This window comes from Alteromonas sp. ASW11-130 (assembly GCF_026183735.1).
GTDB lineage: Bacteria > Pseudomonadota > Gammaproteobacteria > Enterobacterales > Alteromonadaceae > Alteromonas.
Map to the genome: position 1 here is coordinate 1 of NZ_JAPFRE010000045.1, position 13229 is coordinate 13229.

Consider the following 13229-nt stretch of genomic DNA (forward strand, 5'->3'; position numbering starts at 1 on the left):
GTGGTTAAAGCACCTCATAGAGCGAGCCGGAGTACGCAAAGCCGCTGTTGCACTGGCGAACAAAACTATCCGAACCGCTTGGGCAATGCTCAAACATGGAGAAGATTATCGTTCACCACTAGCAGCTTAATCGCAGTACTAGACAGATAAATTAACAACAAGTATAGGTTACACGTTTTCATTTCCTGGATGAGCGAAATATAAATAGGTAAGACCGACCTTCAAGAGCCTGATCATTACAGAGGTACTTTAATACCATTTCGCCGGAGAGGCATGAAGGAGCGAATACATCAGGGGCCAGAGTTAGCCACTCGATAAGAGCCCGAATATGCGCATGCAATCTTCCAACTTATATTAAAAATATCCTTGAAATGAACCGGGAGTCCATATATGCAATGACGTTAGCTTTTTTCGGCCTCAGTAAATACGTAGCCTTAACGCATTATTTTCGCGGTTTTATTCCCTATTATTTTTTCAACACTATCCGGCCACTGACAGTAGAAATATCCACATTAGCCGAACCGCCATTATGCGAAAATTCTAACCAGCGGCGGGGGCCATATTTTGCTTTTTTCATACGATCTGAACTGATTTTATTGTCTATACTGCCTCCCGCGTGGGCTTCAATATCGAATCGAGCAGAAACGTTTTCTTGAAAAGAGAGTTCAATACGTCCCCCTACTGAGGAAGCATTTACATCACCATTTTCTAACAGGTTCATTGAGGCTTTTATTCGCCCATTAACCGAATTAAACCGAGCCTGTCTCACCTCGTTCAATTGTAAATTTAAGTCGCCATTCACCGTATCTACCGTGATATCAGGGCTAGTAGAATTAACATCTATTTCACCGTTTACAGACTCAAAACGTGCTTCCCGAGTACCAGTATGTTTACCACCGATATCGCCATTGACAGATTCCACCCTTAACAATGCGTCAATATTCTGCAAATCAATATCGCCGTTTACTGATTCCACATCTACTTTTCCGGTTAGCTTGAATAGTTCTACGTGACCGTTTACTACCTCGACGTTGGTCTTTCCCGTTATTTCCGATACTTTAACCGAGGCATTGATGGCGGTGTAACTTACTTTACTGCCATAGGGAACGTAGATAGTTAAATCATCGCCATCAATGTTGTTATTCCATTTCCAATTATCGTGGTGCCGCTTAACCTCTACCGCGATGGTTACTTCTTTCTTGTTACCCGTGAATTCAAACTCTTCTGTTTGATCCCCAAGCTCCCCCGTCACCCTGACCTCGTTTTTATCCCAACCTTTAATAACAGCTTCTCCGTTAACATGTTCAATTTCAACGAAGGGGTGATCTGTAGTGCTAATTGCCTGATCGATGTTTTGCCCAGCAGTGGTCATACAACTCAATAGCACTAGCCCCATCCCCAGTGCCCATTTTGATTGCACGACAATGTTTATTCGATGACTATTAAAGAAACTCATTTTATTCACCTTCACCTTAAATCTTTTGCCATTTGGGCGCGTGCACTCGCTCAACTAACATCATTTGTTGCTGATAGACGTTTTGTAACATTTTAAGTAATGCTGTGTTGTTTGGATCTTCTTCCAACGCCGCTTTTATTGCGCTAGCCGCACTGTCTAATTCTTGTAACTGTTGCTTCCAATTCTGGGTCATTGCAGGCTGCCCTTCAAACTTTACCAGCAATGCATTCATTTGTTGTTGATGCTGGTTGCTTAGCGCCTGAACCAACGATTGTCCGGTCAGATTTTGTTGCGTTTCTGGTCTCATCGGCTTCAGCGTAAACCAACTTAACGTTGCTACTAATACAACCGTGGCTGCCATAGCGAGGTGTTTTGTCTGAAAACCTGAAGCGGCTCGTTCCGTTGTGTTGGTTTCAAGGCTTAGCTCTATGCCTTTCCATAAATCCCGTTGAGGCTGTTTTTCCCGGGAAAGCGAATCTAACTTTTGCTGTAACTCTTGCTCAAACTTATTCATCACCATACCCCATCCACTCTTTCATCAACTGCTTAGCGCGATGAAATTGCGACTTACTGGTTCCTAATGCTATGTTTAGCATGTCGGCTATTTCCTCATGTCGATAACCTTCAATTGCATGCAAAACAAAAACCATTCGTGCTCGCTCTGGCAGTCTCACTATATACGACTCTAAATCGACTTCTGCACTTGAAGATTCAGCCAGCTCAAATTCAGCGACCGATTCTTCGATGTTAAACATGCGTTGAAACCAACCTCTTTGTTTACGCATATACGACACAGTTACATTTGCCGTTACGCTGTGTAGCCAGGTAGTAAACCTGCTTTTACCATCAAAATTACCTAACTTCCGCCACAGTTGGATAAATACTTCCTGAGTAGCATCTTCAGCCAATGCCTGGTCACTCGTGAGCCTATAGCACAGCGCATACACCCGCTTAACATGCATTTCGTACAACGCATGGTACGCTTGCCTATCTCCTTTTTGGGCAGTCTGAATAAGCGCTTTCTCTTTTGCCTGTAAGAAAGCTTCGCTGGCATCGACTACACTCGCGTGAGCATCAATCATTTCACTTTTTTTTATTATTGGTGTATTAAAGAGTTAGTCGTAGCCTACTGCATGATGGTTTAAATTGAAAAAAAGATTTTTTACTCTATACATAAAAGCCCCAAATTTCAGGTAGCTAACGTAACACTTACCCTTCGATGCCCCCGCCCCCATTTGATGTGCTCGGTGCGTTAGGCGATTCATCTAATTTCACACGCCACTTTTTAACCAAGAGCAAGCAGAAAACAATTGTTGGGGAGCTGGGGACAAAACAAGTCCTGGAGATTCGAAATTTTTTTTATCCATCTGCCTTAGAGAAACATCATCGTAATTCACCATAGAGCGTAAACACTCATCTGTGCAAATTGGTCTCGATACTCAAACATAAGCGGATTTCGTGGATAACACCTTTTTTGATGCTAGCGAATATCGTTGTTTACCTCCTTCTGTACGTACCTATACTATTGAACATTAGTCGGTGCACCATGTCTAATGATGTATAAAGGACAACAGGCCAAAAACATCCAATATTGTATATGATAAGTAAATACCTATATCTTTATATAGCTCCTGTGTGCGCAAACTTTTAAACGGTCCATATTTGGCGCTTAAATAATTTTTATATCGATAGTGGAAGATTTTTCTCATCATGCTATTGGTTGTCACATTGATCGAGGAGAGTTATGCCTACTCAAATTCAACTTTTCGAAGTAATAGCCATTCAGCGGGATGTGGCGAAAGTTGGAATGGACCTGAGCACGGTAATGGATTTGGTGGTCAAGCGTATTCTTAATTTGCTCAAAACAGATGGGGCGGCCATCGAGTTAAAAGAAGGCCACTCTATGGTCTATCGCGCTGCTTCCGGTATCGCAGCGGACCACCTCGGCATGCATTTTGACGTTAATGCAAGTTTGTCGGGGTACTGCGTTACTACGGGGAAAGCACAGTTTTGCGACGATGCTAACGACCACCCGCTGGTGGATAAAAAATTGGTACGTGGGGTAGGTATCGCCTCTATGCTGATGGTTCCTTTAATTCACCAAACTCAAGCGGTAGGTGTATTAAAAGTCATGTCTAAACAGCCGGCGGCTTTCAAGAAAACAGATTTGGTATTGCTTAATCTTTTATCGGAACAGATTGCTGCCGTGATTTATTTCTGCGAGCAGCTTTCAAAAGATAAACTGTTACGGCTGGCAAGTCGAGATGAAATGACGGGGTTAGCCAATCGCTCCGTGTTTATGGAGCAACTACGCGCGTTAATTAGTATTAATCACGATAGTCAGACGAGATTTGGTATCTTTATTATCGATATGGATAACTTAAAATTTGTTAACGACACGTATGGCCATCGTGCGGGAGATAAATTGATTATTGAATTTGCTACTCGTCTAACGCTTGCTTTGCCCCACGTGAATATTATTGCTCGCTTAGGTGGAGATGAATTCGGTGTAATAGTGAATAGTCTTGGCAATGACGAAAAGCTTAGCAAATTACATCAACAGATTAGTGAGTATTTTTATGACGACCTCGTTTTTGAAGGTAACGTATTGCCTTTAGATGCGAGCATTGGTAGCGCCATTTTTCCAGATGATGGCCTATCGTCGGCTATTCTTATTGAGAAAGCGGATCAACGTATGTATGAAAGAAAGCGTACAAAGAAAAGAGAAGTGCGTGTAGATGTAGCCGATAGTCGGTTTGCACTAGAGGTGACACAGCGGCATACAGAAAGAAAACTGAATTAAAAAAAACCGCTCTATTGAGCGGTTTTTTAATTTTTACTTTTTGATTTTTACTTTTTACAAAGTAGGAATTTTACGCTTCAGCGATGATCTGTAGTTTGATAGTTGTCATCACATCAGAGTGAAGTTGTATATCAACTTCGTGTTCGCCAGTTTCGCGCAACGTACCAGTAGGAAGTTTAACTTCAGACTTAGCTACTTCAACGCCAGCCGCAGTGATAGCGTCAGCGATGTCGCGTGTACCGATAGATCCGAACAATTTACCTTCGTCACCAGCTGGTGCAGCAATCGTTACTTCGCCAAGTTCATTTAATTTCTCAGCGCGATCTTCAGCCGCTTTCAACTCGTCAGCAATTTTTGCTTCAAGTTCAGCACGGCGAGCTTCAAATTTTTCAACGTTAACTTTGGTTGCAGGAACCGCTTTACCCTGTGGGAAAAGAAAGTTACGCGCAAAACCAGATTTAACGTTAACCTGGTCACCTAATCCGCCAAGATTGGCGATTTTGTCTAGTAGAATGATTTCCATTTGCTAGTCCTCTTTCGCCAATTACTTATGTGAATCAGTGTAAGGAAGTAGAGCCAGGAAACGAGCACGCTTAATAGCGCTCGAAAGCTGACGCTGATACTTAGCACTGGTGCCGGTGATACGGCTAGGTACAATTTTACCGCTTTCGGTGATGTAGTTTTTCAACGTAGCGATATCTTTATAATCAATTTCAGTCACACCTTCTGCAGAAAAACGGCAGAACTTACGACGTCTGAAAAAACGAGCCATGATAGTTCTCCTTACGCGTTGTCTTCAGTGGTTTCAGATGGCTTTTCTGCACGCTCAGTACGTTCTGTGCGAGGAGCAGAATCGTCACGACGCTCACGGCGCTCTTCTTTCATCATAGGAGAAGGCTCAGTGATTGCAGACTTAGTACGCATTACCATGTTACGCAGGATAATATCGTTAAAGCGGAACGCATTTTCAAGCTCAGCAACGGCTTCAGTTGTTGCTTCTGCATTGATTAATACATAGTGTGCTTTGTGAAGCTTTTCGATTGGATAAGCCAGTTGACGACGGCCCCAATCTTCTAAACGATGGATTTGGCCATCATCTTGCTTCAGAATAGTGGTATAACGCTCGATCATACCAGGTACTTGTTCACTCTGATCAGGGTGAACCATAAATACGATTTCGTAATGACGCATTATAGCTCCTTACGGTTGTAGTCTCGACAGTACAGCCAACTGTATTGAGACAAGGAACGAAGTTGTAGTAGCTGTAAGGGCGCGCATTATATAGGTCCCCCCACAGAAGTACAAGTATTAATCAATACCGACTAACCTCGCTGGGGCTACGTCGTGTTACTCGCGCTCTACGTCAGATAACCGAGTAAGTCTCGTTTCGTTCTTACTTATTCTTTCTCCAGCAATCGGCTTCACAACCCAAGGGGTTATTTTACCGGCAAGGACTAAGGCTAGCGCAATAACCATTCTTTGTGTGGGCACCTATCAATGAACGTATTGACGACCATATGCCGCCAGCGTCATAGGGGTGAGCACTTCATGTACGGAAAAGGTGTCTTTCTGAGAAACAGTTTATATATTGCTCGGCATTCCCCCGGTCTGACAAAAGGCGGCTACTATAGCTACTACATAGTCACGTGGTTCAATTAAAAACTGTTTCAGCAGCTCAGCAATGAAGCGAAAATAAACAAGCGTCTTTTTTCTGGCCCGTTAAGGTTATACACTCTCGGCTTTGTGTTCCTCTCGCGAGACGAAATCATGCTTGCACCCTTTTATACCGTATTAGCCAGTATTAGCAGTGCACTGGTCGATTACTTCCCAGAAATGAGTGTAATGCTGATGGCCACGCTATTGGTGATTTATGGCGACGTAATAAATGGCAGACTGAAGCGCTTACTCGCGCCCTATCATTTCTTGATCAGAACGCTACTATTTGTACTGGTGTGTGCTTTTGGCTATGGCGCTTTAACGCTTTATGGCGCGCCGTTAGTGCTGCATGTAATTAAATTTCTACCATGGAACTGGCAAGGGGTAGGCTTCCTCGCTGCATTTATAGCACTCGGCGTGATGGCTGAGCGCAGGCGATATTTGTGAATATGCATTAAAGATCGACATTAGGAAAGCCTTCATTTAGCGCATCTTGTTCAACTCTGCGTTATTGTAAAGATAGTGATTTTAACCAAAACCAGCGTTTTTAAGAGAAGCGCTCGGCATAATCACCGAGCGCGCAAGGTGGTTGGTTAAGACTTCTGTAGATACTGGCGAATGACATATTGCAAAATGCCGCCATGTTCGAAGTAGGTAAATTCATTGGCCGTATCGATTCGTACATCCACTTTAAATGTTCGGGTATTGCCGTCTGATGACTCAACGGTAACGTTCACATCCTTTTGCCCCCGTTCCACTTTTTCGATACTAAAGCGTTCATCGCCTTTTATTCCTAACGAGGAAGCTGTGTCGCCCGCCTTGAATTGCAGGGGTAGAATACCCATGCCAATCAAGTTAGAACGGTGTATCCGCTCGTAACTCTCTGCCATTACCGCTTTCACGCCTAATAATGATGGCCCCTTAGCAGCCCAGTCACGGCTGGATCCTGTGCCATATTCTTTGCCGCCAATTACCACCGTGGCCACACCATCGTTTTTATAGCGCATGGCCGCATGGAAGATCGACATTTCGTCTCCGCTTGGATAATGGGTTGTAGCGCTACCCGTAGTGCCTGGTGCTAACTGGTTTTTCAGCCTTACATTAGCAAACGTGCCGCGCATCATAACTTCATGATTCCCACGTCGAGAACCGTAAGAGTTAAAGTGTTTAGGCGCTATGCCGTTTTCTTGCAGGTATTCCCCCGCAGGGCTGTCTGGCGCAATGGCACCCGCTGGCGAAATATGGTCTGTGGTTATCGAGTCGCCCACTTTAACTAAGCATCGGGCGTTATCAATTGCATGAACGGGATCTGGTTGTGGTCCCATATCAGCAAAAAATGGAGGGTGTTTAATGTACGTCGAATCGGGCCAGTCATAAACAGCAGTGCCCGATACGGCCAGTTCGTTCCATACATCGTTCCCTTTAAATACATCTGCATATTTTTGTTTGAACAAATCGGCCGAGACGAATTGCTCGATATGCTTATGGATATCTTCTTCTGAAGGCCAAATGTCTTTTAAGTACACTGGCGTACCTTCTTTGTTTTTACCCAGGGGCTCACTTGAAATATCAATATTCATGTTACCCGCCAACGCATAGGCCACAACAAGCGGCGGAGAAGCCAGATAATTTGCTGCCACATCGGGGTGAATTCTGCCTTCGAAGTTACGGTTACCAGATAAAACAGAGGTAACGGTTAGTTTAGCCTGTCGGATTGCATTTGAGATTTCGTCGGGTAGCGGCCCGGAATTACCTATACACGTGGTGCATCCATAGCCCACAAGATTAAAGCCTAGTTCTTGTAATGGCGTCATTAAACCTGCGTTTTCCAGATATTGTGTCACTACTTGCGAACCAGGTGCCAGCGACGTTTTTACCCAGGGTTTGCGTGTTAAGCCTGCCTCGCGTGCTTTTTTCGCGAGTAGACCGGCTGCCATCAATACTGAAGGATTAGACGTATTGGTGCAGCTTGTAATGGCTGCGATCACGATCGCACCATCTTCTAAATTAAATTTGTTACCCTGAAATTCAACGAAAGACGCATGGTCTTCATCGAGTTCGGGAGTTGCCCCCCCTTCTGCCACAAAGTCGGTTCTTTCGTCGAGTACTTCAACGTCTATTTGTTTGCGGTACCAGTCATGAAACGCCGTGGCCGCTTCGTCTAACTTGATCCGGTCCTGGGGACGTTTAGGGCCGGCGATTGAAGGAACGACGTCACTTAATTCTAATTCAAGTGTTTCATGGTACTGGGCATCTTTGCTGTGGTCGTCATGCCATAACCCAGCCTTTTTCGCGTAAGCTTCCACCAAATTGAGTTGCTCGTCACTGCGACCCGTTAAGCGCAAATAGTCCATGGTGACGTTATCTATGGGAAAGATACCACAGGTGGCACCATACTCTGGTGCCATGTTAGCGATAGTAGCGCGATCCGCCACCGTGAGATGATTGATACCGGGCCCATAGAACTCTACGAATTTACCCACTACCCCGTGGTTTCTGAGCTGCTCAGTAATCGTAAGCACCATATCAGTGGCAGTTACCCCTGTGGGTAAACGACCCGACAACCTGAACCCTACTACTTTTGGCACCAACATACTGACTGGTTGTCCCAGCATAGCAGCTTCAGCTTCAATACCGCCGACGCCCCAACCCAAAATACCTAATCCGTTAATCATAGTAGTGTGTGAGTCAGTACCCACCAACGTATCAGGATAAACCCAATTTTTTTCTCCTTCTGCTTTGCTAAACGCACAGCGAGCCAGATATTCGAGGTTGACCTGATGCACAATGCCCCTGCCCGGAGGAACGACCTTGAAATTATCGAAAGATAGTTGGCCCCATTTGAGGAATTGATAACGCTCGCGATTGCGCTGAATTTCGACCGAGGTATTTTTTGCCAGTGAATCCTCGGAGCCAAAATAATCGACCATTACCGAATGGTCGATTACCAATTCCACCGGACTTAACGGGTTAATGTCTTGTCCCTCGCCCCCTAACTTCTGCATAGCATCACGCATAGCCGCCAAGTCGACGATCGCGGGCACGCCCGTGAAATCTTGCAAAATCACGCGGGCAGGGACAAAAGAAATTTCCTGCGTGATATCTGTCGACGTATCCCATCTCGCTATAGCTTCAATGTCCGCCTTATCGACAAAATCGCTTTGCTCGTGTCGTAGTAAATTTTCTAACAGAATCTTGATACAAAAAGGTAATCGCTCGACATCATACTTGTCTGCAATAGTGTCGAAACTAACCATCTGATAGTCAGTATTGTTTACATTTAACGTATCGATTTTTTGATAGCTCACAGGGACTCCTTCCATAATAGTTTGCCGTGGCGACCCTAAATACATGTCGCATCATCAGAATAAGAGTTTGTGATTGGTACGTAGAGGATGACTTAAATAGTTCACCCTCTACTTGAGGTACATTATAAGGAAGGCGTTCTGCTAATTATTGAAGCCACGCATAACTGAATTTCATGAATACCGATTGTTCGTAGGCGCGCACACCATCCAACGATCGCTCATCAGTTTGTGTATCTGTGGCCGCTGTCCCCACCCCGATAAAGAACTTGGTGAGTGGGTTAATCTTATAGGAGTAAAGTAACTGAGCGCCCAAATCCCGCGAGAAAGGCTCGACGTCATCAGTATAGTTCGCCTGATTGCGATGCGTATTATTGTAAATCATTATAAGGCGCAGAAATTGTCTGGCATCGAACTGGTAGGTGAAACGTATGTCACTAATGCGAGCAATAAATAATTTGGCGTTATCCACATCCAAGTCACTGTATATATGACGCGCACTAAGCTGTGCGTGATGGCCAATATTCAGGTCCATGCGCGACTCTACAAACAATTGTTCGCCTAGTCGATTGTTAGCAAAATCGATTTGATCCCCAAACCGGGTAAAAGTACTTACAAAAAGTAGCGAATTGGGGCGTGTTTCAAAGTAAATGCTGTTTGAAGACTCATCAAATAAATCGGTATTCCCGTGCACCCTAAGCGACGTTGGGTCATGACGTAAACCAACCCGCTGACGTTCCACATAACCCACTTCGAAGTATGACTGGTAAGTCCCACGAAGACTTAAGTAAGACTCGATTTCCCTTTCAAGCAACTCACCATTATCATTGTGAGTAATATCCCAATCCCCCTTCAAGCGAATCCGGTTCCACCAGCCGTCATCATTCCACCACATATACCCACCGCCAAGAATTGATTTGTGAAAATCAACCCTCGATTCGAATCCCAGGTCTGCGCGGAAATCTTTGTCATTGGCGAAGTGATCGGCGTTAAAATACCAGTTACGCTCATGGTGACTATAGTTGACCCGCCACGATTGTCCCGAAAACTCTTCCTCGGTCTGGGTCCTTAATGCTATTTCGCTACTGTCCTCCTTTTCGAGGCAATCGTTGTCACAAAAATCCTGATACAGTGAGGTTGGGTATTGAGTATCAGATATTACGTACTGAGCGCGTAATGTGTCCTGCTCCGAAATTCGGTATTTGATATCCGCACCGTTTACGTAGTTATGGTATTCGTTCGCATCACGGATGGTGGACACCCATCCCAGCGAAAGCGCATCGTTCACATCATAGCGGTAACGCAATGCCGTATTGACGGATTCAGTTTCTATCGAAGCCACGTTTGAGCTTAAGTTTCCCGGTACAATAAATTGGGTTGTATCATCATTGGCAACAAAAACGCCGAAGGTGTGGTCGCCCGTCTGCCCCGTTAGCTTTGCGCCATAGTCAGGTTGACTGATATTTCGGGTATAAACCAATTCTTGGTTAGAGGTGAAATAGCCGGCATTTTCCACAAAAAAAGGCCGAAGCTCATCAAAATAGAGCGAAAAGGTATTGTTTACACTCACCTGAGCCCCATCAGCTTCTACTTGGGAAAAATCGGGGTTTAGTGTGGCTTGCAATGACACTTGTGGGGTTATCCCCCAGCTTACATCCATCCCTACTTCTTGGCTGTTTACCCACTGCCAGTCTTCGTTTTCCGACGTATCACGCTCGCGTCCCGCTCCGACCACTAGGGTTGGAACCACTGCAAGATTATTGCCTTGAGTGGCCTGAGCAAACCCTTCGATATCTCCCATCTGACATAGCACACATTCATTATTGCGATCGAAGGGTAAATGAGAAATTCGGTAGCGCTCTTCCCGCGGGTAAAAACGCACAAATTCAACGCCCCAAACTTTACGCTCTGCTTGTTCGTCAAAATTCATGGTGCGTAAGGGAATAGCCATTTCTACCGCATACCCGGTTTCGGTGATTTGACCTGCGGAGCTCCAAATGGCATTCCAGCTATCGCTTTCCATTTTCGTCATTTCGTTTTCGATCCCATCTGCTTGTACACCGAAAGGATTAACAAAAAATTGGTACGCTAGGCGTTCATTATTAAAGGTGTCTAATTTGATGCCAACTAAATCGTTACTCCAGATTTTATCTCTATCGCGATAAAAACCAGTGATTTCAGCGGGGTTAGTATCGTGCGCGATAAAGCCTACGTAAAGATTTTCACCGTCTTCAAATACGTATACATCGGTAGCCACAGGCGCGGCGGTATTGTCGAATGGCTGAGTAACAAAGTCTAAAGTGAAATGATTGGCCTGTTGCCACTGTGGCTCGTCAAGCTTCGCATCTACCGTTATTTCTGCTTTAAGATAAGGAATAAAGGCTTGTTTTAGCTCGTTTCTACCAAACAAATTATCTGATCTGTTTGCAGACTGATCTATATCTCTTTCATCCCTGGGTAAATCCTCACCGGGGGTCGGATCAGGCGTTTGCTCGTTAGCACTTGCGCCTACAATGAACAAAAAAAACAAAATCCCACTAAGCCTTTTAAGCATACTTCGCTTCCTCAAATTTTTAGGGCGGGCGGAGTATGCCAGAATACTAATTTAAAAACGCTTTTTCGCGACGACTATACCTCTTGGTGCGATTAGATGAGAGGAAAATGGTGGCAATCACTTGCACTTTCACATGGAAAGAAATACCTGAGTGACGCCGTTGGGTCATTCGAAGCCTGATTGTACTTCGTACTCCTCCCCACCGGCTCGGGCAAGCGGATTAAGTAAATTGTACTTTTTCAATTATTGCGCTAAACCAAATGAAGTCATCTTCAACGCAGTCTACCCAGTTTCGCATTATCTGTGAGCCGGTTCACAATATTCGTGTTTAAACAGACCGCTCACCACACACCACCACAACGGGCACAGTTAATGGGTGGATCCCACTGGTGTTCACTTGTTTCTAAGGTGAAGCGCGTAATCCACCGGCTTTAAATGGCCGCTATAGCTAACCGCGCAGATTAAAATTAAGCGTGTTATACACCTTATATTAAAAATAAAGAGGGCGGAAACAACACATATTTCCGCCCAGCGCTCCTTCTCATCTAGTTCTGTTATGCAGGTTCAGAAGCTACCTGACAAAAAAGTGAGTAATTCTGTTTCGTCTTGCTTTCCTCCGGCGGCGTTTTAAATAAGACATACCAAGAGCGCAAATCTCTAACCACCTTATACCCGCATGCTTCCTCTACAACTTTGCCACGCACGACCTTACTTTTTCCGCTACGAGGAACTAAGAAGGTTTTCGCAGACGCCTTAGGTTTAGCATAACGTCCTGACAAATCTTGTTGAATAACATAAATTGCCGATTCCAACATGCCAGATAACACCTGATTGAGCTCGTCCGTTTCTGCCGAGAGAAGTTGCGTCTTTTCATCATCCGTCAAAACACGATCATAAACTTGGATTAGGTTTTGATATAAAGGTTTCGCTTTTCTGCTTTTCTCAGATTTTTCGTCTGGCACAACTGCAATTAATTTTAATGACAGTTGGTTCATAGCGGCATTGCTGAAGAATATGGGTTTCAGCATAACGGCTTTCGAACCTTTTTCTGCGGTTGAGTCACTTTCGTTAAACCTAGTTAACAAGCTAGAAAGTGTGACGTTTTCTGTTCGGGCGATAAGCGGAGAAACAAGAAAGTTAGCAGCCGATTGAGCTTCCGCTAATTTATCGTCTCGTGCAGAATCCACCATCAAAGCATGTACCCCAATTTGCGCGAACATGCCTACAAACCCTGCTCCGCCTTGATACAAAATACTCGAGTTGGATGCGGTATCGTCCTTATCGGCGATACCACGTAGTTCAACCATTTTATTTTCGCCAAAAGAAAAGTGAAATTTCTTCTGTGAAAATTGTTCGTGATCGATTCGATTGACATGCTTGGTATAGTCATCTCGCTTGGGCGTGCCACCACACCCCGCGAGTGTTATGCAAAGTAATGCTATAAAATAACGCATA

11 protein-coding genes and 1 pseudogene are annotated in these 13229 nt (G+C 44.6%); 3 read left to right on the forward strand and 9 right to left on the reverse strand.

The window, feature by feature from the left end; translation table 11 throughout:
* Nucleotides 1–130: pseudogene (locus tag OPS28_RS15210) on the forward strand (IS110 family transposase); the annotation flags it as partial.
* Between the two features lie 336 nt (nucleotides 131–466).
* Here OPS28_RS15210 and OPS28_RS15215 read toward each other — a convergent pair.
* From OPS28_RS15215 to OPS28_RS15225, 3 genes are read right to left on the reverse strand one after another with little or no spacing between them, the layout of a single operon-like run.
* Complete coding sequence (locus OPS28_RS15215) at nucleotides 467–1456, reverse strand: DUF4097 family beta strand repeat-containing protein (protein WP_265610320.1); 990 nt, start codon at nucleotides 1454–1456, stop codon at nucleotides 467–469.
* Between the two features lie 16 nt (nucleotides 1457–1472).
* Nucleotides 1473–1976: a hypothetical protein gene (locus tag OPS28_RS15220; protein ID WP_332017976.1), complete on the reverse strand. Its 504-nt coding sequence runs from the start codon at nucleotides 1974–1976 to the stop codon at nucleotides 1473–1475.
* Entirely contained in the window at nucleotides 1963–2538 is a 576-nt protein-coding gene (locus OPS28_RS15225) for an RNA polymerase sigma factor (RefSeq protein WP_269468718.1), read from the reverse strand. Before OPS28_RS15225 ends, OPS28_RS15220 begins: the two co-directional genes overlap by 14 nt.
* 662 nt (nucleotides 2539–3200) lie before the next feature.
* Between OPS28_RS15225 and OPS28_RS15230 the strand changes: the two genes are divergently transcribed.
* Nucleotides 3201–4259, forward strand: a complete 1059-nt coding sequence (locus tag OPS28_RS15230; protein ID WP_265610321.1) for a sensor domain-containing diguanylate cyclase — start codon at nucleotides 3201–3203, stop codon at nucleotides 4257–4259.
* A gap of 70 nt (nucleotides 4260–4329) precedes the next feature.
* On the opposite strand, the gene rplI is transcribed toward OPS28_RS15230, so the two are convergent.
* The 3 genes from rplI to rpsF are packed head-to-tail and all read right to left on the reverse strand — an operon-like array spanning nucleotide 4330 to nucleotide 5450.
* Nucleotides 4330–4782, reverse strand: a complete 453-nt coding sequence (rplI, locus tag OPS28_RS15235; RefSeq protein WP_265610322.1) for a 50S ribosomal protein L9 — start codon at nucleotides 4780–4782, stop codon at nucleotides 4330–4332.
* 21 nt (nucleotides 4783–4803) lie between these two features.
* Nucleotides 4804–5031 carry a 30S ribosomal protein S18 gene (gene rpsR, locus OPS28_RS15240; protein ID WP_073316739.1) on the reverse strand — a complete coding sequence of 76 codons (228 nt, stop codon included), beginning with the start codon at nucleotides 5029–5031 and terminating at the stop codon, nucleotides 4804–4806.
* Nucleotides 5032–5042: 11 nt separating this feature from the next.
* On the reverse strand, nucleotides 5043–5450 hold the full coding sequence (gene rpsF, locus OPS28_RS15245) for a 30S ribosomal protein S6 (RefSeq protein ID WP_265610323.1): 408 nt from the start codon (nucleotides 5448–5450) through the stop codon (nucleotides 5043–5045).
* A 576-nt stretch (nucleotides 5451–6026) separates the two neighbouring features.
* Between rpsF and OPS28_RS15250 the strand changes: the two genes are divergently transcribed.
* Complete coding sequence (locus tag OPS28_RS15250; protein ID WP_265610324.1) at nucleotides 6027–6362, forward strand: DUF3392 family protein; 336 nt, start codon at nucleotides 6027–6029, stop codon at nucleotides 6360–6362.
* A 146-nt stretch (nucleotides 6363–6508) separates the two neighbouring features.
* Here OPS28_RS15250 and acnA read toward each other — a convergent pair whose 3' ends face one another.
* The 3 genes from acnA to OPS28_RS15265 form a co-directional block, all read right to left on the reverse strand.
* Entirely contained in the window at nucleotides 6509–9223 is a 2715-nt protein-coding gene (gene acnA / locus OPS28_RS15255) for an aconitate hydratase AcnA (RefSeq protein ID WP_265610325.1), read from the reverse strand.
* Between the two features lie 145 nt (nucleotides 9224–9368).
* A complete protein-coding gene (locus tag OPS28_RS15260; protein WP_265610326.1) occupies nucleotides 9369–11774 on the reverse strand; it encodes a carbohydrate binding family 9 domain-containing protein in 2406 nt (801 codons plus the stop codon).
* A gap of 554 nt (nucleotides 11775–12328) precedes the next feature.
* Nucleotides 12329–13228: a hypothetical protein gene (locus tag OPS28_RS15265; protein WP_265610327.1), complete on the reverse strand. Its 900-nt coding sequence runs from the start codon at nucleotides 13226–13228 to the stop codon at nucleotides 12329–12331.
* Nucleotide 13229: the final 1 nt, after the last annotated feature.